The organism is Streptomyces sp. NPDC007901 (assembly GCF_042959465.1).
Taxonomy (GTDB): Bacteria; Actinomycetota; Actinomycetes; order Streptomycetales; family Streptomycetaceae; genus Streptomyces.
In genome coordinates, this window is record NZ_JBIBKW010000010.1 from 258325 (window position 1) to 282805 (window position 24481).

Here is a 24481-nt window from a genome sequence, read left to right on the forward strand (position 1 = left end):
GTGCCGTCTGGATCAAGGCACTTGACCCTCCGTGGCGAAGAGGAGGACGCCGGTCCGCCGTCTCCCGATGCGAGGGCCCGCTATGACGTGCGTCACGTCCACCGACCGGGCCGGGGCCGTCACCGGGGTGGCAGGGGCTGCCGCGGGCGACCCAGGACAGGAGGGTGCGGGGGTCGCGTTCGGCGGCGGCGTCGAGGAGGCGGTCGTACTCCTGCTTGCCCAGGGCGTGGACGAGCCGTTCCTCGCACGCGTCGCGCAGCGCGGCCGTCTCCGGTGTGCCGCGCTGCGGATGACCGGCCGTCTCCCTGAAACGGAGCGCGGCGCCGAAGGCGTGGGCGGCGGACCGCTCCTCCCCGGCGTCGGACAGCGCGATGGCGAGCACGTCCAGCGCCATGGCGATGCCGAAGTCGTCCCCGATGTGGCGTTTGGCGTCGAGTACGGCGCGGGCGTGCCCGACGGCGTCCAGGGTCCAGCACCGCGCCATCCTCCCGCACGGCCTGACACACGCCCGGCGCGTCCGCCCTTCCCCCTGCCCCCACCGCACCCCTGGCCTGTCACGACACCCCACGCACCCGCCCCGTCACCCACCCGCCCCGACGTTGACGCGCCCTCCTCGCGAGCCACCGCCGAGCGGCGGGACGACCGGCGCCGCGACCTACAGGGCCGCACCACTCGCGCCGGGCATGATCACACCGGGGGGCGGCGCAACCACGTCAAGATCCCCCGTGGTCCATCGCCATCACAACGTAGAGACACGCAATGACCGCGGCCACACAGGCAACGGCCACGGCGATCAGCGCACAGCCGAGCACCCCGGCGGCCCCGGCGATCAACGCCCAGCCGGACCGGGCGGCTCGTTCGGCCCGTCGGACCGCGTCGCGGTGGTCACTCTCGTCGTACCAGCCACCATCAGCCATGACCACCCCTCCCCCCGAGCGAAACCGCAGGTCACAGCCCCCCAGCCTAACGAGTTACCGCGCAGGGCTGGCCTTACGGCAAGATGGGGTGTATCTGCCCACTGCCAGATTTCAAGCTGCCGGACGGTTTCTCTTGGCTGAGTACATCTACACCATGCGCAAGACGCGCAAGGCAATCGGCGACAAGGTCATCCTTGACGACGTCTCGCTGAACTTCCTGCCCGGCGCGAAGATCGGTGTGGTCGGCCCGAACGGTGCGGGTAAGTCGACCATTCTGAAGATCATGGCGGGGCTGGACCAGCCGTCGAACGGTGACGCCTTCCTGTCGCCCGGGTACAGCGTCGGCATCCTGATGCAGGAGCCGAAGCTCAACGAGGACAAGACCGTCCTGGAGAACGTCCAGGAGGGTGTCGCCGAGGTCAAGGGCAAGCTCGACCGGTTCAACGAGATCGCCGAGCTGATGGCGACCGACTACTCCGACGCGCTGCTCGACGAGATGGGCAAGCTGCAGGAGGAGCTCGACCACGCCAACGCGTGGGACCTGGACGCTCAGCTGGAGCAGGCCATGGACGCGCTCGGCTGCCCTCCCGGCGACTGGCAGGTCACCACCCTCTCCGGTGGTGAGAAGCGGCGTGTGGCGCTCTGCAAGCTGCTGCTGGAGGCCCCAGACCTGCTGCTCCTCGACGAGCCCACCAACCACCTCGACGCCGAGTCGGTGAACTGGCTGGAGCAGCACCTCGCCAAGTACGAGGGCACCATCGTGGCCGTGACCCACGACCGGTACTTCCTCGACAACGTCGCCGGCTGGATCTGCGAGGTCGACCGCGGCCGGCTGCACGGCTACGAGGGCAACTACTCCAAGTACCTGGAGACCAAGGCCACCCGTCTCAAGGTCGAGGGCCAGAAGGACGCCAAGCGGCAGAAGCGGCTCAAGGAAGAGCTGGAGTGGGTGCGGTCCAACGCCAAGGGGCGTCAGGCCAAGTCCAAGGCCCGCCTCGCCCGCTACGAGGAGATGGCCGCCGAGGCCGACAAGATGCGGAAGCTGGACTTCGAGGAGATCCAGATCCCGCCGGGCCCCCGGCTCGGCAGCATCGTCGTCGAGGTCACCAACCTCTCCAAGGGCTTCGGCGACAAGGTCCTCATCGACGACCTGAGCTTCACGCTGCCGCGCAACGGCATCGTCGGCGTCATCGGCCCGAACGGCGCCGGCAAGACCACCCTCTTCAAGATGATCCAGGGTCTGGAGACCCCGGACTCCGGCGCCATCAAGGTCGGCGAGACCGTCAAGATCTCGTACGTCGACCAGAGCCGCGCCAACATCGACCCGAAGAAGACCCTGTGGGCGGTCGTCTCCGACGAGCTCGACTACATCAACGTGGGCCAGGTCGAGATGCCGAGCCGCGCCTACGTCTCGGCCTTCGGGTTCAAGGGCCCGGACCAGCAGAAGCCGGCCGGTGTGCTCTCCGGCGGTGAGCGCAACCGCCTCAACCTGGCGCTCACCCTCAAGCAGGGCGGCAACCTGCTGCTCCTCGACGAGCCGACGAACGACCTCGACGTCGAGACCCTGTCCTCCCTGGAGAACGCGCTGCTCGAGTTCCCGGGCGCGGCCGTGGTCGTCTCCCACGACCGCTGGTTCCTCGACCGGGTCGCCACCCACATCCTCGCCTACGAGGGCGATTCCAGGTGGTTCTGGTTCGAGGGCAACTTCGAGTCGTATGAAAAGAACAAGATCGAGCGGCTCGGACCGGACGCCGCGCGTCCGCACCGTGCCACCTACAAGAAGCTGACCCGGGGCTGATCGATCTTGCGCCACATCTACCGCTGCCCGCTGCGCTGGTCCGACATGGACGCGTACGGCCATGTCAACAACGCGGTCTTCGTCCGCTACCTGGAGGAGGCCCGGATCGACTGGCTGTTCCGGCCGGACAAGGAGTTCAAGCAGGGGTCGGTCGTGGCGCGCCACGAGATCGACTACAAGCGGCAGCTCGTCCACCGGCACCACCCGGTCGACATCGAGCTGTGGGTCACCGAGATCAGGGCCGCGTCCTTCACCGTCACCTACGAGGTGAAGGACGAGGACCTGGTCTACGTAAAGGCCTCGACGGTCGTCGTGCCGTTCGACTTCGAGACCGGGCGGCCGCGCCGGATCACGGCCGACGAGCGGGACTTCCTCGCGGAGTACCGCGACGACGACAAGGAGGAGGCCGTCGCCGCATGACGGTGCTCCACCTGGCTGACGAGGGGGAGACGGCGGATCTCGCCGCCTTCCTCTCCCGGCTGCTCCACTACGACCGCTCGGCCGCGGTACGGCTGCAGGCGGCCGGTACCGCGCTCGCCGTCTTCGGCCGGCCGCCGTCCTTCGAGGTGCTGGCGATCCGCGCCGTGCGGCTCGCGAAGCCGTACGAGGACGGACTCGACGTCACCCTCGACGTGACCGTGTCGGCGGGGGAGCTGCTGGAGTCACTCGACGAGCCGGCCGCCACCGCCGCCGTGCCGGGGGCGGTGACCGGCCCGCCGTGGGCCGGGGTGCTGCCGCCCAGGGGCGGCTGGCAGCCGGAGCCCGGGCTCCCCGTGCCGCAGGCGCTGCGCGCCACGGTGGCCGCCGCGGTGCGTGAGTTCCGGTCCCGTACGCAGGAGTTGGCGCCGGACGGCCGTACCCGGGCCGAACTCGACCGGATCGGGCGGGACATCTGGTCCCGGACCGTGGGCGGCACTCCGCTCCCGGTACGGGCCGTGCACGCCGCCCAGTCGCTGGGCTTCCTGCGGCCGACCGCCGCGAGCGGCGCGACCGGCGACGCGGCCGACGAGGCCGTGCTGCTGTCCTCGGGCGCGTGGCTGCGGCTGCGCACGCCGTTCGGGTCGGTCGCCGTACGGCGGGCGGGACTCGGGGCGCTGGGCGTCAGCGTCCGCTGAGCGCCGACTGCGGTCAGTCAGGCGTGTTGACCATCGAGGCGGCCGCGTAGGTGAGGTAGTTCCAGAGCTGTTCCCGGTGCTCCTCGGAGAGGCCGAGCTCGTCCACCGCCACCCGCATGTGCCGCAGCCACGCGTCGTGCGCCGCCCGGTCCACCGCGAACGGGGCGTGCCGCATCCGCAGCCGCGGATGGCCGCGGTTGTCGCTGTACGTCGTGGGGCCGCCCCAGTACTGGATCAGGAACAGGGTGAGCCGCTCCTCGGCCGGGCCCAGGTCCTCCTCGGGGTACATCGGCCGCAGGAGTTCGTCCTCGGCGACCCCCTCGTAGAAACGGTGGACCAGCCGGCGGAACGTCTCCTCCCCGCCGACCTGCTCGTAGAAGGTCTTCTCCTGAAGCGTGCCGCGCCGAATCTCTCTCACCCGTACATGGTCTCAGACGGGGTGACCGAGGACTCAAGGCTTAGGACCGGGAGCGGGGCGCGGATCTAGGGTGGACGCATGGGCGCCTACGACGCGCAGACCGAGGGGCCGGCCGCCGCGGCGCGGGCCGAGCTGGTGCGGGAGATCGACGCGGAGGGCGTCTGGGCCGGGGAACCGGTGTGGCGGGAGGCGTTCGCGGCGGTGCCCCGGCATCTGTTCGTGCCGTACTACTACGTCGCCGGGGAGCGCGGGTACGAGCGCCGGTGGGGCGAGAGTCCGGACCGCGGGGCCCGGGAACGGTGGCTGCGCGGGGCGTACGAGGACGTACCGCTGGCCACCCGGCTGCGCGACGGTGAGCTGCTGTCGTCCAGCAGCCAGCCGTCGCTGATGGCGCGGATGCTGGTCGAACTGCGGGTGGCCGAGGGGGACCGGGTGCTGGAGGTCGGGGCCGGGACCGGGTACAACGCGGCGCTGCTGGCGCACCGGCTGGGCGACGACGGTCTTGTCACGACCGTGGACCTGGATCCGGAGATCGCCGAGTCCGCGCGGCGGCATCTGGCGGCGGCGGGGTACCGGCCCACCGTCGTCACGGGGGACGGGGCGCGGGGGGTGCCGGAGCGGGCACCGTTCGACCGGATCATCGCGACCTGTGCGCTGCCGGGTGTGCCGCGGGCGTGGGTCGACCAGTGCGCGGAGGGGGCGCGGATCCTGGCGCCGGTGTCCACGGGGTTGCTGGCGCTGACCGTGCGGGGCGGATGTGCCGAGGGGAGGTTTCTGCCGTCGGCGGCGTTCTTCGTGCCGTTGCGGGGGGTGGAGAGGGCAGCGGGGGTGGGGGATGTGGGTGGGGTGCCGGGCGGGGCTCTGGGGGACGAGTTGTTCCAGTTCCTGGCGGAGCTGACCCGGGGGGTGCTCAGTCCTCGGGAGGCCTATGAGGTGTGGGTGCGGGAGGGCATGCCCGGGCGGGAGCGGTACGGGGTGAGCGTCGAGGAGGAGGGGGAGTGGGTGTGGCTGGACGACCGGGAGGGGCCGTGTGTGTGGCCGCTCCCGGTCTGAGCACGGTGCTTCGGCTGCGGGTTGTGGTGGGTTGCTCTCGCCCACGCGGCGGAGCCGCACATCGATACAGCCCCGCGCCCCTTCCGGGGCGCTATGGCTCAGCCCCGTCGAACAGTGATCGTCGTCCAGGCCCCGACGTGCACCCGGTCTCCGTCCTGCAGCGGTACCGGGACGAACGGCTGGATGGGCTCCTCGCCGCCGTTCACCGTGGTGCCGTTGGTGGAGTTCTGGTCGACGACGGCCCAGCTGCCGTCCGGCTGCTGGACCAGGACCGCGTGCTGGTGCGAGACGCCCGGGTCCTCCGGCGGTACCGCGAGGTCGATGTCGGGGGTGTCGCCGGTGGAGTGCCGGCGGCGGCCGATGGTGACCTGGTTGCCACTGAGGGTGCGCTGCTGCTCGGGGGAGTACGCGGGCAGGTTGAGGCCGGCCGCCTCCGGGCCCGAGCGCTGCATCATCGCCATGAAGTACTCGCGGTCCGGGCCGATCGTGGCCGTCCAGGTCGCCGGGCCCTGCGGAGCCTGCGGGAATCCGGGGCCGGGCGGGGCCTGCGTGGCGCCGGGCTGCGGGTAGCCGTAGCCGCCCGGACGGGCGGGCGCGCCGGGGCCGGCCGGGCCCGTGGCCGACGGCGGGGAGATCACCCAGTCGTCGTCGGCGCCGCCGAAGGGCGGACCGCCGGCCGGGGGCCGGGTGGTCTCCTGCGGGAAGCCGGGCGGCGCGGACGGTGCGGCCTGCTGGAAGGCGCCGGAAGCGCCACCGGCGGTCGGCGGCGGGACCGGCGGCCGGGACGGGTCCCCGCCGAAGGGACCGGCGGCCGGGCCGCCGGAGGGGTCGCGGGTGAAGGGGCCGGCGGCCTGGCCGGTGCCGGGGGCGCCGCCGAAGGCGGACGGGCCGCCCGGGTTCTGGCCCGGGGCGCCGCCGTACTGCGAGGGCGGCGCCGAGGGACCGCGCTCGCCACCGAAGGGCGGCGGGCCGGACTGGCCGCGGTCACCGCCGAACGCCGGGGGGCCGGACTGGCCGCGGTCGCCGCCGAACGCCGGGGGGCCGGACTGGCCGCGGTCGCCGCCGAACGCCGGGGGGCCCGACTGGCCGCGCTCGCCACCGTAGGGCGGGGGACCCTGCTGGCCGCGGTCGCCGCCGAAGGCCGGAGGGCCGGACTGGCCGCGGTCGCCGCCGTACGCGGGAGGGGCCGGGGGGCCCGACGGGCCGCCGCGCTCGCCGCCGAACGGCGTGGGGCCCGAGGGCTCGCTGCCGAAGGAGGGGATGGGCTCGGCGGGGCGGTTCATCTGCGAGGGGCGCGAGCCCTGGTACTCGTAGGAGTCGGTGTTGCCGCCGTACGACGGTGGGGTGGGCGGCCGGAAGGTCGGCGCGGCCGGTCCGCCGCCCGCCGGCGGGCGCGGGGCGGCGGGGGTGTACGAGGTGGCCGTGTTGGTGAGGAAGTTCCAGCGGCACTCCTCGCAGAACGGCGCACCGCCCTCACGGGGCGTACGGCACTGCGGGCACAGCTCCGGCTCGGGCGAGTTCGGCACCGAGGAGAGATGACGTCCGCCGGCGGGGCCACCGGCCTGCGCGCCGGGCGCGGGCGGCGGGAAGCCGTAGCCGCCGCCGGAGGTCGGCGGGGGCGGGGGCGGCGGAGGCACGGCACCGGCCATGCGGTGACCGCACACCTCGCACCAGTCGTCGGAAACCGACTGGTGTCCGTTCGGGCAGGTCGGCATGTCGGTGCTTCCCTCTCTGTCCTGCGTGCACTGCTAGGCCATGTACTGCTGGTTCACTTCTTTACACGAACAGTCTTTGTGGACCTTGTCTCGAGAGTCATCTCGTCGGCCTCCGCAACCTTCGCTTTCAGTCGCACAGTACCCGTCGCGGCGTCGACCACGTCCACCACCTTCGCAAGCAGTTTCGCAGTATCCGCGTTCCCGGAAGCGCTTGCCAACTGAACGGCCCGACCCAGTTTGGCGGTTGCTCCATCCATATCACCCGCTTTGCGGAGATCCAGCCCCTGTTGGATGGCTTGTGCCAGTTCGGCCTGACCGGTGTAGTGGGCGACCTGGGGGTTGATGGAGGTGGAGGCGACCATGTCGTCCGTCCATACCGCCCTGATCAAGCCCTGTGCGCCAAGGTTCTGGACGCTCCCGTCGGGCTGCGGGACGACCAACGAGACGCGGGCCGCGAGCATTTCCTGGCCGAGACCGGCCGAGGGGACCTCCACACAGACGTGGTAATCGCGGGACTCGTCGCCCCAGGAGCCGGTCGGGTAGTCCCCGGCGCGCGGCCCGGCCTCGGTGCGGCGGTCGGTCAACTGCTCCACGGTGGGCGCCACTTGCTTGACGTACTTGATGGTCGTGCCGACCGGGGTCCACAGCCGCAGCGCCACGTCCGCGACCTCCTTGCCCATCGCCGTCTCCATCATCTGCGTGAAGTCGGCGGCCAGACCGGTGGGATCGGCGACGATGTCGGCGGTGCCGAGCAGCGCGGAGGCTATCCCTGTGACTTCTTTCACTTCCCAGTCGGTGCCCACGCCCCGGGCGTCACAGGTGAAGCGTCCGGCGCAGGAGTCCAGGGCGGCCTTCAGGTCCTCGGGCGACTCGTGCTCGTTGCGGCCGTCGGTGAGCAGGATGCCGTGCCGGATGGTGACGTCCGCGGAGGAGAGCAGCCGGTCGGCGAGGCGCAGCCAGGTGCCGATCGCCGTACCGCCGCCCGCGCTCAGCCTGCGCAGCGCCTGCTTGGCCTGCTCCCGGGTGGTGCGGTCGGCCACCGCGAGCGCGCCGCCGCCCGGGTAGACCTCCTTGGCGACGTGGGTGCCGCCGATCACCGCGAAGTGGGTGCCGTCGCGCAGGGTGTCGATCGCGGCCGCCGTGGCGTCCCGGGCGTTGCGCATCTTGGTGGGCGGGTAGTCCATCGACCCCGAGCAGTCGACCATGACCGCCACCCCGGCGGAGGGCCCCTGCCCGGGTGCGTACGACGCCCCGACCGCGGTCCCGACGGTGCCTCCGCCGGTCGCCGTCACCGTGACGATCGCGTTGACCTCACGGCCGCCGTCCGGCAGGTATTCGTTCTGGTACACGTCCACCGAGAACTGCGGCACGCTCGACTTCGAGAAATTGGCCATGACTGCTCTGGTCCCCCTCCACCCCACGCCTGATGGGTGCTGACGATGTGCGGACCGGTCCCCTCCGGTCCGCGGTGCTTCCCCGTATGTCGCTGTACGTCCGGTTCCCGTTTGCGGCCGGTTTGCGCGGCCTCAGGCGGATCCTGCCCCCTGCGCGGTCGCCGGGAACGGCAGCAGCGCCACTGTTACGTTGTCGTGGCCCCCGCCGTCCAGGGCGTGACCGACCAGGACCCGGGCCGCGTGCAGCGGTCGTAGCGCGGCGTCGGCGGGGACGACCTCGGACATCTCCTCGGCCGTCTCCGCGTAGTTCCACAGACCGTCCGTGCACACCACCACCACACCAGGCCGGTCCGGCTTGAAGGAAGCGGTGTGCGGCTCCAGTTCGTAGGCGTCGGCGCCGAGCCAGCCGGTGATCGCGTGGGCGCGCTCGTCGGCGTAGGCCTCCGCCTCGCTCATCAGCCCCGCGGCCACCATCTGCGCGGCCCAGGAGTCGTCCTCGGTGAGCCGGGCCGCCGGTGAGCTCCGGTCCACCGGCACCCAGTAGGCGCGGCTGTCGCCGACCCAGCCGACGACCAGCAGGCCCGGGGTGACGATCGAGCCGACGATCGTGCACGCCGGGGCGTTCTGGTGCGGGGTGTGCTCCCGGGCCGAGGGCGGCTCCTCGGCGAGGGCGTTCACCGCCTGGGAGGCAACGACGATCGCCTCGTGCATCGCCTGCTGCGGGTGCGTGCCCTGCCCCAGCGCGGCCAGCAGCGCCTCGCCCGCGGCCCGGGAGGCGGCCATGGAGGCCTCGTCGGGGCGGGTAGCCGAGGAGACGCCGTCGCAGACGACCGCCAGGGTGGCCGGGGTGCCGTCGGGCAGCGCGGTGTGCTCGACGGCGAACGCGTCCTCGTTGCGGTGGTGGCGCAGCCCGCGGTCGCTGACGGCGGCCACCGGGCCCGACTCCTGCTCCATGTGGTCGCGCTCGCGCGGCTGGGCGTGCCCGCAGTTCTCGCAGTAGCCGTCGTCGTCGACCCGGCCCGCCCGGCAGGCCACGCACACCTTCGGGGTCTCGACGGTGTCGGCGGTCTCCGCGGCGGAGGCGGCGATCCTCGGGTCGGGCGCCTGGAGCGGGTAGTCGTCCGGCTCCGACGGCCGGTCGAAACGCACCCCGGAGGCCGGCGACACCGGCGAACCGTGCGCCGGTGTACCGGGCAGCGGCTTGCCGCCCGAGTCCGTGCCGGGCAGATCCGTCGGCAGATGCGGGGCCGCGGGCGTACCGGAACTCTCCGGTTCGGGCGGGGGCCAGTCCACACCCGAGGATCCCACACCGGAGGCGCCCATGGTGAGGGTCGGGTGGTCCTGCGGCGCGGCGGGCACGGCCGACAGGTCGTACCCGCACGCACCGCAGAAGAGATCACCCGATTCGAGCGGCTCGGCGCAGCTCGGGCACTTCGCCGGTGCGGCCTGCTGGGGCATCTGCGACATCAACTACACCCACGTCCGGGGGCGGTAACGGTTGGCCCGTTCCACCAGGTCGATCCTCTCCTCGCCGCCGGTCGCCAGTCTGGCCAGCGTGCGGTACGAGCGCTCCAGGCCGAAGCGGAGGCCCCGCTCGTCCAGACCGCTGCCGAGCAGTACCCGGCTGCCGGTGGCGGCCTCGCCGCCCCGGCCCCCGGAGAGTATCCAGTCCAGCGCGCAGCCGAGCACTTCCGCCGACAACTGCTCGCGCCGGGCCGGATCCAGACCGTACGCGTCCAGCGCCTCGATCTGCCCCGCGGAGGCCGTCAGATCGTCCAGGAACGGCGTGTCGTCGGCCGCCGCGGTCCGGTGTCGCAGCCGCGCCCGTACGGCCGCCACCCGGGCCGCCGTGAAGTGGATCGAGGCCTCCGGCACCGACTCCAGGGTCCGTACGGCACCGCGCCGGTCCCCGGCCGCCAGCCGCACCCGGGCCAGCCCGAAGGCGGAGCTGACGAAGCTCGGGTCGGTCGCCCACACCAGCCGGTAGTACTCGGCCGCGTTGTCCAGCTGGCCCAGCACCTCCGCGCACAGGCCGAGCGCCAGCTTGGGCGCGCTCTCGCCCGGGAAGGCGTCGTAGATCGCGTCGAAGGACAGTGCCGCGCCCTCGAAATCGCCGGTGACCAGGGCGGCCACGCCCCGGTACCAGACCACCCGCCAGTCGTCCGGCTCCTCGTCCTCCAGCGCGCCCAGCGCGGTCAGGGCGGCCTCGTGGTCGCCGTTCTCCAGCCGGGCCCGGACCTGGCGCAGCCGGGTCTCCACGGTCTGCGCAGGCGCGGCGGCCAGCGCCCCGAGCAGCTCGCCCGGCGCCGAGGTCATCATCAGGCCCGCCAGGAAACCGGCGTTCGGGTCGTTCGGATCGACCAGCGGGACCGGCAGGGCGAGGGCGGCGGCCGGGGTGGCGACGGTCTTCACCAGGGCGGGCTCGGCGGCGGCCGATCCCGCTCCCGCCGGCTCCAGCGCCAGCGTTCTGGAGGCCACCGCCCGCGCCCCCAGCCGGGACACGTCCCCGTCCAGCTTCGGGAACAGCTCGGTGTCCGTGACCTTCACCTCGGGCCCGAACAGCGTCGACAGGGCGGGCCGGGCGGTGCCGGTCTGCACCGACACCACCTCGCGCAGCACACCGGTCAGCTGCTCGGCCATCTCCTGCGCGGAGGCGAACCGGCGGGCCGGGTCCGGGTCGGTGGCCCGGACCAGCAGCCGGTAGAAGGACTCGTACTGCCGGAACACCTCGATGTTGTCCGGGTCGGGCAGCGAGTCCACGAAGACGGTCGTGTAGCCCTGGAAGTCGAAGGTGAGGACCGCGAGGGTACGGCCGACCGTGTACAGGTCGGACGCGACCGACGGGCCGACCTCCGCGACCTCGGGCGCCTGGTAGCCGACCGTGCCGTAGATGGCCGACTCCTCGTCGTCCATGCGGCGCACCGCGCCCATGTCGATCAGCTTGAGCTGGTCCTCGGTCTGGATGGCGTTGTCGACCTTGAAGTCGCAGTACAGGAGGTTGCGGCTGTGCAGGTGGCCGAGGGCCTCAAGGGCCTCGATGCCGTAAGCACACGCCTGCTCCACCGGCAGCGGGTCCCGGCGGCCGTCCGGGGTGCGCCGGTCGTTGGCGATCTCCTTCAGGGACTTGCCGCCGACGTACTCCATGACGATGTAGCCGTCGAGGGAGCCGGTGCGCTGGTCGAGGTGCTCGACGAAGTTGTAGATCCGCACGATGTTGGCGTGCTCGATCTCCGCGAGGAACCGCCGCTCGGAGATCGCCGCCTCCATCGCGTCCTGGTCGCCGGTGTCCAGGAGGCCCTTGAGGACCACCCAGCGGTCGGCGACGGCCCGGTCCACGGCGAGGTAGATCCAGCCCAGGCCGCCGTGCGCCAGACAGCCCGCGACCTCGTACTGGCCGTGCACCACGTCCCCGCCCTTGAGCTTGGGCACGAACGAGTAAGGGTTGCCGCACTTGGTGCAGAAGCCCTCGGTCCGCCCCGGCCGGTCACCGCGCCCGCGCCCGACCGGCGCCCCGCAGTCCGAGCGCGAGCAGAACCGCTTGCGCTCGGGCACCTCGGGGTTCTCCAGGACCATCTCGCGCGGGTCCGGCCGCGGCACCTGCGGGACCGTCACCAGACCGGCGCCGAGCCGGCTGCGCGCCGAGGCACTGGCCGACGAACCGGAGCTGCGCACCGACACCGAGCGGCCCGTCGACTTGCCCGACAGCGACCGCGACAGCCGCCCGGAGACCGAGCGCCGCGACTTCGACGACTGCGACGACGTACGCGAGCTGCCACGGCTGCCGGAGCGTGAACTCCCGCTGCCCGCCGAGCCCTTGCCGCCGGCCGTGATCCCGGTGGCCGTCGAACCGAGCATCCCTCCCTCGGCGGACGGATCCCCGGCCGGGACGACCGGGGCCAGACCGCAGGTGTCGCAGTACAGCTCACCGCCGCCCATGTCCTCGTACGACCCCTCGCAGCCGGGTCGCTGGCATGTCTGTCCCGCCAGGCTCACCGCGCCCCCATCTCCCTTGTCGCTCACGCTCCGGGCCCCCTCCGGTCCTCGGGCCCGCTCTGGTGCGGCACGCGCGGGGCGCGCAGCGCCTCGGCCGCCGCCTGCTGGTAGCGCAGCACCGCCTGCTCCGCGACCCGCAGATCGCAGGGCGCGCTCCACAGCATCCGCCGGGCCGCGTCGTACCGCTCGATCAGGAACGGGTCCTCCGCCAGCCCGTGCCGGGCCACCTTCGCCTTGTACGCGTCCAGCCGGCCGCGCAGCTCCGCGCGGACCGCCAGCGGCGCGGTGACCGCCGTCAACGACTCGCGGGCGCGCAGCAGTTCGTCCTCCGCCTTCTGCTCCAGCGACTCAAGCAGCGGCGACAGCCGGTGCCACTGGGCCTGCCGGCGGTACTCGGCGGCCGTCGCCAGCTGCTCCTGCAGCGCGGTCGGCGGACCGCTGACCACCGGCACCTCGGTCGCCGCGATCTTCGCGAGGACCTCACCGCGCGCGGTGCGCGCCTCGGCGAGGGTGCGGTCCGCGCGGGAGAGCACGTCCCGCAGCTTGATCAGCCGGGTCTCGGCGTCCTGCCGTACCGTCAGCACGGCGTCGATCTCCCGCCGCACCTCCTCCAGGGCCCGCGCCTCCCGGTCGTACACCGCGGTGTCGGGACGGCCGCCGCCGGGCGCCGAACTTCCCTGGGCGGGGATCCAGAAGGTCAGCGGGTCGGAGACCACGTCCTCGCGGAGCCTGGTCAGGGTGCGGGTGATGCGCTCCAGGTCGTCGCCCGCCGGGTGCTCGCCCGGGCGTACCCCCACCGAGTGCGCCAGCGTGCGGGTGCGCTGCAGCTCGGCGGCGAGTAAATCGATCCGCGCGGGCAGCGCCGACCACACCGCGTCGGCGGTGACGACCATGTCCAGCGAGGTCGCGTACAGCTCGTTCATCCGGTCCACCAGGGCCGCCAGCGAGAAGCGCTCGCTGAGCCGGCCGGCCGCCGACAGCAGCGTCGGCGCGTTCGCCGTCGCCGTGGCGCTGCCCGCCACCGTCACGGACTCGCCGCGCAGCAGCTCGGTCAGCTCCACCAGGTCCTCACGGCTGGACCAGCGGCGCCGGGCCCGGATCTCCCGGGCGGAGCGCAGCGCGTCCGTGTACGCGTCGAAGTAGGCCCACAGCAGGCTGATCGAGGCCTCGGCGGTCGTCCACCGCTCCCGGGTCGTCCCGGTCAGCTCGGCGCCTTCCAGGAGCCTGCGGCCCGCGTGGTCCTGCAGGGCGAGCAGCGAGGTCTCGATCGCCTCGTGCTCCGCGCCGAGCCGCGCCAGCGCACGGTCCACCTCGTCCCGGTCCATCACCGGCCCGGCGGGGTCCGTGACGCCCATCGATCACCTCTCGCTTGCTTGTCGGGGCCTGGCCGGCGGATGCGGGTCAGCTCGTGCGCAGGTACTGCTGCGGCGTGGGCGGTTTTGACCCCGTCGAGTCCCGTCCCAGTGTCGCCGACAGCCACCTGTTGTACGACTCCTGCCAGCCGTCGGCCCGGTAGTCCACCAGGATCTGGTTGACCCGGCGTACCAGATCGTCCGCATTGCTGTTCATCGCCACGCCGTAGTACTCGGTGGTGAACGGCGGGCCCTTCAGAGCGACCGTCGGGTCCTGGGCGGCCTGGCTGGCGGCGAGCGCGCCGTCGGTGATCACCGCGTCGACCTCGCCGAGCTGCAACCGCACCAGGCAGTCCAGCTGGTTGGGCACGACCTTGATCTTCACCGAGGAGGGCAGCTTGGTCCCCTTGTCGCGGGTCACCGCTTCGTTGGCCGTCGAACCGTCCGCCGTGCACACGGTCTTGTTCGCGAGCGTCGCGTTGTACCCCGTGATCGACGACGACTTCGGCGCGAGCACCTGCTGGCCGGTCTTGAAGTACGGCGCGGAGAACGCGACATCGTCCAGCCGCTTGCAGGTGATGGTCATCGTGCGCACCACCATGTCGACGTCGCCCTGCTGCACCGCCGGTATCCGCTGGCTGGTCGGGATCGCCTTGAACGTCACGTCGTTCGCGTCGCCGAGGATGTCCTTGGCTATCCGGTGCACCAGGTCGATGTCGAAACCCTCCAGATCCGCACCGGAGTTGTTCGGGTTGCGGTAGCCCCAGCGGTAACTGTTCTGGTCGACGCCGACGATCAGCTTCCGCGCGTCGCCCTTGCGGGCCTTGATGGCGTCGATCGTGCCGCCATCGGCGCCCGACGGCGACAGGGTCTCGTTCTGTGCCTGGGAATCCTTGCAGTTGTCGGCCCGCACCTGGCTGCCGTTGGTCAGTCCGCCCTGCCCGCCGGACCCCTCCTCGCCGCCCTCGTCAGGGGACTGGGTGAGGGGCAGCAGCAGGACGAACGCCAGCGCCAGGGCGCAGCCGACCGTCATCGCGCCCACGCCGCCCCAGCCGCGCAGGGAGACCCGCAACCTCCGTACGAACATCGCCACGCCCCCTCTCACCGGTACTCCGACAGCCTGCGCCCGATACCGAACAACGCGCCAGAGGCCGCCGCGACCCCCAGCATGGCGGCACCGATCGGCAGCCCGGTCATCGCGTCCCGCCCGTCGGTGGCCCGCTGCTGGAACTCGTGCTCCTCCTGGTCCAACGCGGCCTTCAGGTTGTTGTCGACGCTGTCGAAGCACTCGGCCGTCGCGTTCTTGGGACCGATGACCTTGGCCAGCGCCGCCTCGTAGTCGCCGTTCTCGTCGTCCTCGCGGGCGTCGGCGTGGCGGTCCTTCCACACCTGCATGTTGCCCTGGGCCGCCGCCACCGGCTTGCTGCCCGCCGTGTCGTCCGCGAGCCGCGCCGCCTGGGCGAGGCCCTTGCCGAGGGCGGTCATGTCCTTGTCGAAGTCGTAGTAGTACGCGTCGTAGTTCTCGTTGCCGACCTTGATGGTCTCGGCGCCGCGTGCCACCAGGCTCAGGTTCTCGTTGCCCCGCGCGTTCAGGGAGGCGATCCGGGCGTCGTGCAGCACGTTCAGCGAGCGGACGCCGTGGTCGTAGGAGCCGTCCAGGCCCGCGCGGGCCAGGGTGTGGCCGACGACCAGCCACAGCAGGGTGATGACGGTGGCCGCGGAGGCCGCCACCAGACCGTGGTTCAGCAGGCGGTTGGTCCGGCGGTAGTGGCGCAGCTGGGCCCAGGCGAGCGCGGCGAGCGCGAGCAGGCCGAGGACGATGGCCGCCCAGGGGTACGGCGTCGCGTCCGAGTAGTCCGACGCGAGCCGCGTGTTCTCCTTGTCGTAGAGCTCCTTCGCCGCCGGGAGCATCTCGTCCTGCATCTTGTCGTTCGCGTACCGCAGGTAGGCGCCGCCGACCGGGTAGCCCTGCCGGTTGTAGACCCTGGCCCGCTCCACGAGCCCCTTGTACTCCGGCAGCAGCTTGTTCAGCTTCGAGATGGCCGCCTCGGCGGGCGAGCCGGGCTCGGAGTTGGCGGCGGCGTTGACCAGCCCGGCGGCGGCGGTCCGGATGTCCTTCTCGTACGTGTCGCGGGAGGCCGCCGTCTCCTGACCGCCCGCCAGGAAGCCACTGGAGGCGGCCGTGTTGGCGTCCGCCAGCGAGCGGTAGATGTCGGCCGCGCCCGAACTGAGCGGCTGGCTGCGGTGCAGGACGTCGTCGGCGGCGGCCGCGCGGTCGGCCATCTGCCAGGCGGTGACGGCACCGAACGCGACGATCAGGGCGGCCAGGACGGCGCCGATCAGGCGGAGCCGGCCGGGTTCGGTGGTCGCGGCGGTGCGCAACCGCTCGACGCCCTCCGCGAACGCGGTACGGCGAGGGGGCGCCGACGCGGGCAGGCCGGGGCCTGCTCCTGGCGGTGCCGCGCTGCTGATCGGCGGGTGTGTCACGTGACCTCCCCCATGGTCATCCGGTCGCCGCCCAGTATCGCCGCCCGGACCGACATTCGGCACCGGCCTTCACTGGATCTTGATCGGATCGCAGCGGAACCCCTGCCCATGAATACGCCGGGGGGATCGGTTCGGTTCCGGAGGGGTGGGGGAGGCGCACTGCCGGCGCCGGTAGGCGTCCCCACCCCCGCCTGACCCGGGGTCACCCCTCGAAGTACGCCCGCACTCGCTCCTGCACAGCCACCCCCGCTCCCGCCGTGTCCAGTCCCAGCAGTGCCGCGCCCAGCACTGGCCGTGCTGTCACCACCCTCGGTACCGCCTTCGGGGCCCGTGCGGCCAGCAGTTCGCGGACGCCGTCGTCGAGTTGCGGGTGGCCGCCGGCCAGTACCCCGCCCCCCAGCAGCACCGGGGTCTCCTCGTCCAGCAGGTCGAGGCGGGTCAGGGCGACCATCGCCATGGCCACCACTTCCTGGGCCAGCCGGTCCACGACCGTCCGGGCGACCAGGTCGCCGTCGGCCGCGGTGGCGAACAGGACCGGGGTCAACTCGTGGCGGCGGGCGGGCTCGACCTCCTCCCGGTGCAGGGCCTCGATCAGCGCGAGCATGGTGTCGTAGCCGAAGTGCGCCGGGAGCGTGCGGGCCAGCGCCGTACCTTCCCCGCGTCCGTCCTCCGCGCGGGCCGCGTGCCAGAGGGCCTCCTCGGCGAGCCCCCAGCCGCCGCCCCAGTCGCCGGAGATGCGGCCGAGCGCGGGGAAGCGGGCGGTGCGGCCGTCGGGGCGCATGCCGACGCAGTTGATGCCCGCGCCGCACACGACGGCGACACCGCGCGGCTCGGTCACGCCGGCCCGCAGGATCGCGAAGGTGTCGTTGCGGACCGCCACCGTCGCCCCCCACGCGCGCGTGGCCAGCGCGGCGGCCAACTGCTCCTCCTCGAAGGGGAAGTCGGCGTTGGCCAGGCACGCGGAGACGTGGGCGACGGAGGTGACCCCGGCGGCGCCGTACGCCTCGGCGACCGCCTCCGCCACCTCGTCCACGGCCTGTTCCACGCCCACCACCGGCGGCCGGAAACCGCCGCCGCGGGCCGTGGCGAGGACCTCGCCGTCCGCCGCCACCACCGCGACGTCGGTCTTGCTGTTGCCCGCGTCGATGGCGAGGACACTTGCGGTCAGGCCCACGCGAGGTGCTCCCGGTTGTGCGCGATCAGTCGGTCGGTCAGGGCGTCGGCGTACTCGTACTGGCCGATCAGGGGGTGGGACAGGAGGGCCCGGAAGACGCGGTCCCGGCCGCCGCGCAGGGCCGCCTCCAGGGCCAGCTCCTCGTAGGCCGTCACGTTCGCCACCAGCCCGGCGAACAGCGGGTCGACATCCGGGACGGACATCGGTACCGGGCCGCTCGCGCCCACCGCCGCCTGGACCTCGATCACCGCGTCGTCGGGGAGGAAGGGCAGCGTGCCGCCGTTGTACGTGTTCACCACCTGGTAGGGGTTCCCGGTGCTGCCGAGCAGGGCCGCGGCCAGGTCGACCGCCGCCTCCGAGTAGTAGGCGCCGCCCCGCTTGGCGAGCAGCTCCGGCTTCTCGTCCAGGGCCGGGTCGCCGTACATCTCCAGCAACTGCTTCTCCATCGCGGCCACTTCGGCGGCCCGGGACGGCTTGGTGCGCAGTTCGCGCACCACCTCGTCGTGGGCGTAGTAGTAGCGCAGGTAGTAGGACGGGATGACGCCGCCCAGGCGGTCCAGGAGGCCTGTCGGCAGCTTGAGGTCGGCGGCGATGGCGTCGCCGTGCTCCCCGAGCAGCTTGGGCAGGACGTTGTCGCCCTCGGGGCCGCCGAGGCGGACCGCCGTCTCCCAGGTGAGGTGGTTGAGGCCGACGTGGTCGAGGTGGACCTCGGCCGGGGTGACGCCGAGCAGCTTCGCGAACTTCCGCTGGAAGCCGATCGCCACGTTGCACAGCCCGACCGCCTTGTGACCGGCCTGGAGCAGGGCACGGGTCACGATCCCCACCGGATTGGTGAAGTCGATGATCCAGGCGTTCGGGTTGGTGCGGCGGACGCGTTCGGCGATGTCCAGGACGACCGGGACCGTGCGCAGGGCCTTGGCCAGGCCGCCGGCGCCGGTGGTCTCCTGGCCGATGCAGCCGCACTCCAGCGGCCAGGTCTCGTCCTGCTGCCGGGCCGCCTGGCCGCCGACGCGCAGTTGCAGCAGCACCGCGTCGGCGCCCTCGACGCCCGCGTCCAGGTCGGAGGTGGTGACGATGCGGCCGCTGTGGCCCTGCTTGGCGAAGATGCGGCGGGCCAGTCCGCCCACCAGCTCCAGCCGTTCGGCCGCCGGGTCCACCAGGACCAGTTCCTCGACGGGCAGGGTGTCCCGCAGGCGGGCGAAGCCGTCGATGAGTTCAGGGGTGTAGGTCGAGCCTCCGCCGACCACAGTGAGTTTCATGTATGGGTTAACCCTTCACTCCGGTGAGCGTGACGCCCTCGACGAACGCCTTCTGGGCGAAGAAGAAGACGAGGATCACGGGGGCCATGACCAGCACGGTCGCGGCCATGGTCAGGTTCCAGTCGGTGTGGTGCATGCCCTTGAAGGACTCCAGGCCGTAGGAGAGGGTCCAGGCGCCCGGGTTCTCGGACGCGTAGATCTGGGGGCCGAAGTAGTCGTTCCAGGCGTAGAAGAACTGGAAGAGGGCGACGGCGGCGATGCCCGGCTTCGCCATGGGGATCACCACGCGCAGCAGGGTCCTGAGGTCCCCGCAGCCGTCCACCTTCGCCGCGTCCAGGTACTCGTTCGGGATCGTCGTCAGGAACTGGCGCAGCAGGAAGATGGAGAACGCGTCACCGAACGCCATCGGCACGATCAGCGGCCACAGGGTGCCGGAGAGGTCCAGCTGCTTAGCCCAGAAGAGGTACATCGGGATGATGACCACCTGCGGTGGCAGCATCATCATCGAGATCACCAGCATCAGGGACAGATTGCGGCCGCGGAAGCGGAACTTGGCGAGTGCGTACGCCACCGGGAGCGAGGACACCACGGTCAGGACGGTGCCCAGGCCGGCGTAGATCAGGGTGTTCTTCCACCAGGTCAGGAAGCCGGGGGTGTCGAAGACCTTCTTGTAGTTGCCCCATTCCCAGGTGTGCGGGATCAGGTCCCGGCTCAGTGCCTGGCTGTCGCTCATCAGCGAGGTGAGGAACACGAACACGAAGGGCAGCGTGAAGAAGAGGGCGGCGGCGACGCCGAGGGAGTGGACCGCCACCCAGTTCAGCAGGGCCTTGCGGCGGGCCTCGCGTTCGGCGTCCGACGCCGGGGCCTTCAACTCCGTCGGCCGGTCCAGTACTTGGGTCATCGTCAGTCACCTGCCTGGATGAGACCGCCCCGGCGCCGCATCAGGAACGCGGTGAACACCATGGACAGGGCGAAGAGCACGAGGGCGACGACACACGCGGAGCCGTAGTCGAAGCGCTGGAAACCGAGGTTGTAGACGAGCTGGGGGAGGGTGAGCGTCGACTTCTCCGGATACCCGGGCTCGAACTGCGTGCCCGCGCCCTGGATGACGCCCGAGGCGACCTTTCCGGCGATGAGCGGCTGTGTGTAGTACTGCATCGTCTGGATGACACCCGTCACGACCGCGAACATCACGATCGGCGAGATGTTCGGCAGCGTGACGAACCGGAACCGCTGCCACGCGGAGGCGCCGTCCAGCTCCGCCGCCTCGTACTGCTCCTTCGGCACGTCGAGCAGCGCGGCCATGAAGATGACCATCAGGTCGCCGACGCCCCACAGCGCGAGCAGGGTCAGGGCCGGCTTGGACCAGGTGGGGTCGTTGAACCAGCCCGGGGCCGGGATGCCGATCTTCTCCAGCATCGAGTTGACCGGCCCGGTTCCCGGGTTGAGGAGGAAGGCGAAGGCCATCGTCGCCGCGACCGGCGGGGCCAGGTACGGCAGGTAGAAGAGGGTGCGGAAGATCCCGGTACCCGTCTTTATCTTCGTGATGAGCATGCCGATGCCGAGTCCGAAGACGACCCGCAGCGAGACCATCACGACCACGAGCCACAGGGTGTTGCGCATCGCGGGCCAGAAGTAGGGATAGTGCTCGAAGACGTACGTCCAGTTCTTCGTGCCGGTCCACGTCGGCGGTTTGAAGCCGTCGTAGTGCATGAAGGAGAAATAGACCGTGGAGAGCAGCGGGTACGCGAAGAAGACCGAGAACCCGATCAGCCAGGGCGACATGAAGGCGACCGTACGAAGCGCCGACCGGCGGCGCTTCGACGCCAGCGTGATGGTGCTCATCGCTACTTGGCCTGCGCGATGTCCGTGTCGATCTGCTTGGCCGTGGCCTCCAGACCGGACTTGAGGTCCTTGACCTTGCCGCTTTCGTAGTCGTATCCGAAGTTCTGGATCGTCGTCAGGTACACACCGCCGTTGATGGAGGCGGGGGACGTCGTGGAGTTCGGGTTGGCGGCGATGTCCAGGAAGGTCTTGAAGCGCGGGTCGTACGTCAGCTTGGGCGACTTCAGGGCGGCCAGCGTGGACGGCACGTTGTGGATGGCGTTGGAGAAGTTCACCACCGCGTCGGTGTCCGTGGTGATGTACTTGACGAACTCCCAGGCCGCGTTCTGCTTCTTGCTGGTGGCGGCGATACCGGCGATGGTGCCGGTGATGTAGCCCTTGCCGTACTGCGCGACCTGGTCGTCGGGGACGGGCAGCGGGGCGACGCCGATGTCGAACTTCGGCTTGGTCGCGAGGGCCATGCCGAGCCGCCACTCGCCGTCGAGCTGCATGGCGACCTGGCCGGTCTGGAAGGGGTGCTTGTCGCCCCATTCGTCGCCGAGGGTCGCCCGGTACTTCTCCAGCTTCTGGAATCCGCCGAGGTCGTCGACGAGGTTCTTCTGCAGCGTGAACGCCTCGGTGAAAGCGGGGTCCTTGGCGATGTTCGACTTGCCGTCGGAGGTGAAATACGTCGGCGAGAACTGGGCCGCGTAGTGCTCGGTCGTGGTCTCCCAGCCGTGGTAGTCCGGCATGAAACCGAGCTGCTTGTAGCTGTCGCCCTGGGTGATCGTCAGTTTCTTGGCGTCCGCCCGGAATTCGGTCCAGGTCTTCGGCGGGCTGGTGATGCCCGCCGCCTTGAACGCCGTCTTGTTGTAGTAGAGGCCGTACGCGTCCCCGAGCAGCGGCGCCGTGCAGCGGTTGCCGTCGTACTGGGTGTACTCGTTCATCGCCTTCGGGAACGTCGTCTCCGGGTCGATGCCGGACTTCTTGAAGAACGGGTTCAGGTCGACCAGCGCGCCCGAGGAGCAGAACTTGCCCACGTTGTTGGTGGTGAACGACGAGATGACGTCCGGGGCCTTGTCGCCGCCGCTGCGCAGCGCCTGGTTGATCTTGTCGTCGGTCATGTTGGAGACGACGTTGACGTGGATGTTGGGGTGCGCCTTCTCGAAGCCGGTGATCAGCGCGTTGACCGCCTTCACCTCGTTCGGGGCGCTCCAGGCGTGCCAGAAGTTGATGGTGGTGTTCGCGGAGGCGTCGTCGGAGGCGCCGGAGGAGGACTGGCCGGTACAGGCGGTGGTGAGCAGGGCCAGCGAACTGGTCAGCACAGTCAGGGCAAAAGCCGTCTTTCGGGCGGCTGAGGGTGTGCGTGAGGGCATGACGGGATCTCCCAAGGGCGGGCAGGCGGGACGGGAAGAACGGAAAGAGCGGGAAGAGCGGGAAGAAGGGGAGGAGCCGGGGTCAGCGCGAGGTGTCGAAGACCTCGTCGCGGGTGGTCGCGAGCGCGCTCTCCAGCGCGCCGCGCAGCACGGGGTGTTCCTGGACGTCGCCGACGACGAGCCGTGGCCGGGCGGCCGCCAGCTCCTCCAGCTCGGCCTGGACCAGGGCGCGCAGGACCTCGCCGCCGGCGGTCAGGACGGTGCCGCTGAGGACGACGAGTTCGGGGTCGAGGACGGAGACGAGGGAGGCGAGACCGGTGGCGAGCCGGGTCGCGTAGGTCCGGAGGAGTTCGTGGTGCGGCCCGGTGCCGTGATCGATGGCGCGGGTGACGAGTGCGGCGGCGACCTCGGAGTGCGAGCCGGTGGGCAGGTCCTCGATGCCGAGTTCGCGGGCGAGCCGGGGAAGGGCCTGCGAACCGGCGAGTTCCTGGTAACCGCCGCTGTTGGCCTTGGTCACCTGGCGCACCAGCGGGGTGCCCGGCACCGGCAGGAAGCCGACCTCGCCGGCGCCGCCGGTCCAGCCGCGGTGCAGCCGCCCGCCGAGGACCAGGGCGGCGCCGAGGCCCTCCTCGTTCCACAGCAGCACGAAGTCGCCGTGGCCGCGGGCGGCGCCGAGCCGCTGTTCGGCGATGGCGACGAGGTTGACGTCGTTCTCGTACTCGACGGGCATCGGCAGCGCGGCGGCGAGGTCGTCGAGCAGCGCGGGGGAGTGCCAGCCGGGCAGGTGCGAGGCGTAGCGCAGTCGGCCGGTGTTGGGGTCGAAGGCGCCCGGGGTGCCGATGACGACTCGGTGCAGGTCGTCGCGGGCCAGTCCGGCCGCCTTCACCGCGCCGTCCAGGGCGTCGGTGACCTGCCGTACGACGGACTGGGCGGAGCGCCTGCCCGGGGTCGGCAGCTCGTACTCGCCGACCGTGCGGCCGGTGACGTCGGCGACGGCGGCCCGGATCCGGGCGGGGTTGACGTCGAGTCCGGCGGCGTGGGCGGCAGCGGGATTCACCGAGTACAGCTGGGCGTTGGGGCCCGGCCGGCCCTCGCTGGTGCCGGTCGCCAGGACCAGTCCGGCCGCCTCCAGACGGGCCAGCAGCTGGGAGGCGGTCGGCTTGGAGAGGCCGGTGAGCTTGCCGATCCGGGTGCGCGAGAGCGGGCCGTGCTGCAGCAGCAGGTCCAGTGCGGCGCGGTCGTTCATGGCGCGCAGCACACGCGGGGTGCCCGGCGTACCGGCGGTTCCTGCCATGGGGTTCGACACCTGCCTTTCCAGCCGCTCAGTTTCCCAGTGACCTGGGCGATCGGTCCAGCCGGGGGAACCGGTCGGACCGCTCTCCTTGATCACTGTTAGGAAAGTTTCCTGTTGGCTGGAAAAAGTAGGCCGCCGGGAGAAGTGCGTCAATAGCCCGCAGGCGCGGCAACGCACTCGTTACCTGGACATGGACATGTGAAGGGCGGAGCGAAGGGGCATGCGAAGGGCCCGCCCGGAAGATCCGGACGGGCCCTTGGTGCACCTGGAGAGCTGTCAGAGCCGGGTGGCCGGCGGGTCCACCTCGATGTGGTCGCCGGTGGCCTTCGCCGCGGCGGTGGTCGTCGTACCGGCGAAGACGTAGCGGTAGTAGCCGGTCTTCGACGCCTTCACGGTCGTGGACAGCGCACCGCCGGTGCCGGAGGTGATGCCCTTGACGTTCTCGTACGTGCTGGTGCCCTCGGCGCGGAACTGGAGGACGACCTTCTGCCCCTTGTACCCCGAGTACTTGCCGGTCTCCCAGTTCGCCCGGGTCAGCTTGCCCTTGACGGTGATCGTCTTGCCCATGACCGCCGGCTCGGGGGTCGCGTTGACGGTCAGCTTGGCCGCGCGCTGCACCTTGGCGGTGGTCAGGTTGCCCCAGATGGCCACGTCGGACTCGGTGCTGAGGAAGTCGTCCGAGACGGTGGCGTCGAGGTGGGCGTACAGGCCCGCGGCCTTCCACGTGGTGGCGTCCGAGGCGTCGTACAGGTACTCGCCCGGGTCGACCGGGATGGTCTCGGAGCAGCTCTCGGTGACCGTGCTGTCCGTCGTGGAGGTCGTCGTGCAGGTGGGCATGACCTCCGGGTCCAGCTCGTTGGCGAGCGACTTCAGCGTGCCGCGGTAGAGCATTACCGCGGCGAACGTCTTCTTGTTGTCGATGACCAGGTCGGCGGGCCGGGTCAGGGTGTACGTCACCGGCACCTTCACCGTCTTGGTGGTGCCGACGACGATCGCCTTGCCCTTGTTCACGGTCACGTCGGAGAAGACCAGGTTCGGAGTGGCCGCGGAGGCGGCGGGCGCCGCGATGCCGGCCAGGGCCAGGGAGCCGCACAGGGCGGCGCCTATGGCGAGCTTTCTCATAAGTCCCCACATTCGAAACGGGTCCCCGGGCGACGTCGCGCTCCAGAGCAAGGACCCGTAATGCGGCGACCATAGATCATCGCGAAGACGGGGAGAATACGGGGGACCTGTGAAGACCGTCTGAATCCCGCCGAGCCCGGGCCGGTGGTCACGGCTCCGTCACGATCTTCGTCCGGCCTGGTCAACAGGC

20 protein-coding genes are annotated in these 24481 nt (G+C 71.3%); 4 read left to right on the forward strand and 16 right to left on the reverse strand.

The annotated features are described in order from the left end of the window. Positions 1-713 precede the first annotated feature (713 nt). Positions 714-917, reverse strand: coding sequence for a hypothetical protein (locus ACFZDK_RS30880; protein WP_390977201.1), 204 nt, complete (start codon positions 915-917; stop codon positions 714-716). 133 nt (positions 918-1050) lie between these two features. Here ACFZDK_RS30880 and ettA point away from each other — a divergent pair, with 133 nt between their 5' ends. From ettA to ACFZDK_RS30895, 3 genes are read left to right on the forward strand one after another with little or no spacing between them, the layout of a single operon-like run. Continuing rightward, positions 1051-2715 carry an energy-dependent translational throttle protein EttA gene (ettA, locus tag ACFZDK_RS30885; protein ID WP_390977202.1) on the forward strand — a complete coding sequence of 555 codons (1665 nt, stop codon included), beginning with the start codon at positions 1051-1053 and terminating at the stop codon, positions 2713-2715. Positions 2716-2721: 6 nt separating this feature from the next. Beyond that, positions 2722-3135, forward strand: coding sequence for a thioesterase family protein (locus ACFZDK_RS30890; RefSeq protein ID WP_359223696.1), 414 nt, complete (start codon positions 2722-2724; stop codon positions 3133-3135). Then, positions 3132-3830: a hypothetical protein gene (locus ACFZDK_RS30895; RefSeq protein WP_390977203.1), complete on the forward strand. Its 699-nt coding sequence runs from the start codon at positions 3132-3134 to the stop codon at positions 3828-3830. Before ACFZDK_RS30890 ends, ACFZDK_RS30895 begins: the two co-directional genes overlap by 4 nt. 13 nt (positions 3831-3843) lie before the next feature. On the opposite strand, the gene ACFZDK_RS30900 is transcribed toward ACFZDK_RS30895, so the two are convergent. Continuing rightward, entirely contained in the window at positions 3844-4248 is a 405-nt protein-coding gene (locus ACFZDK_RS30900; RefSeq protein ID WP_390977204.1) for a globin, read from the reverse strand. Between the two features lie 78 nt (positions 4249-4326). Between ACFZDK_RS30900 and ACFZDK_RS30905 the strand changes: the two genes are divergently transcribed. Beyond that, positions 4327-5301 (forward strand): methyltransferase domain-containing protein, encoded by a 975-nt coding sequence (locus ACFZDK_RS30905; protein ID WP_390977205.1) that lies wholly within the window; start codon positions 4327-4329, stop codon positions 5299-5301. A gap of 98 nt (positions 5302-5399) precedes the next feature. On the opposite strand, the gene ACFZDK_RS30910 is transcribed toward ACFZDK_RS30905, so the two are convergent. From ACFZDK_RS30910 to ACFZDK_RS30975, 14 genes are all read right to left on the reverse strand, one after another. After that, positions 5400-7016: an FHA domain-containing protein gene (locus ACFZDK_RS30910; protein ID WP_390977206.1), complete on the reverse strand. Its 1617-nt coding sequence runs from the start codon at positions 7014-7016 to the stop codon at positions 5400-5402. Positions 7017-7069: 53 nt separating this feature from the next. Then, the gene (locus ACFZDK_RS30915) at positions 7070-8410 is read right to left on the reverse strand and encodes a VWA domain-containing protein (protein ID WP_390977207.1); all 1341 of its coding nucleotides are present in this window, start codon (positions 8408-8410) and stop codon (positions 7070-7072) included. A 132-nt stretch (positions 8411-8542) separates the two neighbouring features. After that, positions 8543-9877 carry a protein phosphatase 2C domain-containing protein gene (locus tag ACFZDK_RS30920; RefSeq protein WP_390977208.1) on the reverse strand — a complete coding sequence of 445 codons (1335 nt, stop codon included), beginning with the start codon at positions 9875-9877 and terminating at the stop codon, positions 8543-8545. 3 nt (positions 9878-9880) lie between these two features. Then, positions 9881-12346, reverse strand: a complete 2466-nt coding sequence (locus ACFZDK_RS30925) for a tetratricopeptide repeat protein (RefSeq protein WP_390977316.1) — start codon at positions 12344-12346, stop codon at positions 9881-9883. An 80-nt stretch (positions 12347-12426) separates the two neighbouring features. Further along, a complete protein-coding gene (locus ACFZDK_RS30930; RefSeq protein ID WP_390977209.1) occupies positions 12427-13758 on the reverse strand; it encodes a hypothetical protein in 1332 nt (443 codons plus the stop codon). A 46-nt stretch (positions 13759-13804) separates the two neighbouring features. Next, positions 13805-14842, reverse strand: a complete 1038-nt coding sequence (locus ACFZDK_RS30935) for a transporter substrate-binding domain-containing protein (RefSeq protein ID WP_390977210.1) — start codon at positions 14840-14842, stop codon at positions 13805-13807. Between the two features lie 14 nt (positions 14843-14856). Further along, entirely contained in the window at positions 14857-16242 is a 1386-nt protein-coding gene (locus ACFZDK_RS30940) for a hypothetical protein (RefSeq protein WP_390977211.1), read from the reverse strand. A 202-nt stretch (positions 16243-16444) separates the two neighbouring features. Then, a complete protein-coding gene (locus tag ACFZDK_RS30945) occupies positions 16445-17416 on the reverse strand; it encodes a BadF/BadG/BcrA/BcrD ATPase family protein (RefSeq protein WP_390977212.1) in 972 nt (323 codons plus the stop codon). After that, positions 17407-18675 (reverse strand): 6-phospho-beta-glucosidase, encoded by a 1269-nt coding sequence (locus ACFZDK_RS30950; RefSeq protein ID WP_390977213.1) that lies wholly within the window; start codon positions 18673-18675, stop codon positions 17407-17409. Before ACFZDK_RS30950 ends, ACFZDK_RS30945 begins: the two co-directional genes overlap by 10 nt. 7 nt (positions 18676-18682) lie before the next feature. Continuing rightward, the gene (locus ACFZDK_RS30955; protein WP_316772780.1) at positions 18683-19576 is read right to left on the reverse strand and encodes a carbohydrate ABC transporter permease; all 894 of its coding nucleotides are present in this window, start codon (positions 19574-19576) and stop codon (positions 18683-18685) included. A gap of 2 nt (positions 19577-19578) precedes the next feature. Then, positions 19579-20520 carry an ABC transporter permease subunit gene (locus ACFZDK_RS30960; protein WP_390977214.1) on the reverse strand — a complete coding sequence of 314 codons (942 nt, stop codon included), beginning with the start codon at positions 20518-20520 and terminating at the stop codon, positions 19579-19581. Between the two features lie 2 nt (positions 20521-20522). Then, positions 20523-21875 carry an extracellular solute-binding protein gene (locus tag ACFZDK_RS30965; protein ID WP_390977215.1) on the reverse strand — a complete coding sequence of 451 codons (1353 nt, stop codon included), beginning with the start codon at positions 21873-21875 and terminating at the stop codon, positions 20523-20525. Positions 21876-21957: 82 nt separating this feature from the next. Then, positions 21958-23169 carry an ROK family protein gene (locus ACFZDK_RS30970; RefSeq protein ID WP_390977216.1) on the reverse strand — a complete coding sequence of 404 codons (1212 nt, stop codon included), beginning with the start codon at positions 23167-23169 and terminating at the stop codon, positions 21958-21960. 276 nt (positions 23170-23445) lie between these two features. Beyond that, positions 23446-24291, reverse strand: coding sequence for a hypothetical protein (locus ACFZDK_RS30975; protein WP_390977217.1), 846 nt, complete (start codon positions 24289-24291; stop codon positions 23446-23448). Positions 24292-24481: the final 190 nt, after the last annotated feature.

Coding starts and splice junctions, on each gene's coding strand:
- ACFZDK_RS30880 (WP_390977201.1), bottom strand. CDS start 917: ATGGCTGATGGTGGCTGGTACGACGAGAGTGACCACCGCGACGCGGTC.
- ACFZDK_RS30895 (WP_390977203.1), top strand. CDS start 3,132: ATGACGGTGCTCCACCTGGCTGACGAGGGGGAGACGGCGGATCTCGCC.
- ACFZDK_RS30905 (WP_390977205.1), top strand. CDS start 4,327: ATGGGCGCCTACGACGCGCAGACCGAGGGGCCGGCCGCCGCGGCGCGG.
- ACFZDK_RS30910 (WP_390977206.1), bottom strand. CDS start 7,016: ATGCCGACCTGCCCGAACGGACACCAGTCGGTTTCCGACGACTGGTGC.
- ACFZDK_RS30915 (WP_390977207.1), bottom strand. CDS start 8,410: ATGGCCAATTTCTCGAAGTCGAGCGTGCCGCAGTTCTCGGTGGACGTG.
- ACFZDK_RS30920 (WP_390977208.1), bottom strand. CDS start 9,877: ATGTCGCAGATGCCCCAGCAGGCCGCACCGGCGAAGTGCCCGAGCTGC.
- ACFZDK_RS30925 (WP_390977316.1), bottom strand. CDS start 12,346: ATGGGCGGCGGTGAGCTGTACTGCGACACCTGCGGTCTGGCCCCGGTC.
- ACFZDK_RS30930 (WP_390977209.1), bottom strand. CDS start 13,758: ATGGGCGTCACGGACCCCGCCGGGCCGGTGATGGACCGGGACGAGGTG.
- ACFZDK_RS30935 (WP_390977210.1), bottom strand. CDS start 14,842: ATGTTCGTACGGAGGTTGCGGGTCTCCCTGCGCGGCTGGGGCGGCGTG.
- ACFZDK_RS30950 (WP_390977213.1), bottom strand. CDS start 18,675: ATGAAACTCACTGTGGTCGGCGGAGGCTCGACCTACACCCCTGAACTC.
- ACFZDK_RS30955 (WP_316772780.1), bottom strand. CDS start 19,576: ATGACCCAAGTACTGGACCGGCCGACGGAGTTGAAGGCCCCGGCGTCG.
- ACFZDK_RS30960 (WP_390977214.1), bottom strand. CDS start 20,520: ATGAGCACCATCACGCTGGCGTCGAAGCGCCGCCGGTCGGCGCTTCGT.
- ACFZDK_RS30965 (WP_390977215.1), bottom strand. CDS start 21,875: ATGCCCTCACGCACACCCTCAGCCGCCCGAAAGACGGCTTTTGCCCTG.
- ACFZDK_RS30970 (WP_390977216.1), bottom strand. CDS start 23,169: ATGGCAGGAACCGCCGGTACGCCGGGCACCCCGCGTGTGCTGCGCGCC.
- ACFZDK_RS30975 (WP_390977217.1), bottom strand. CDS start 24,291: ATGAGAAAGCTCGCCATAGGCGCCGCCCTGTGCGGCTCCCTGGCCCTG.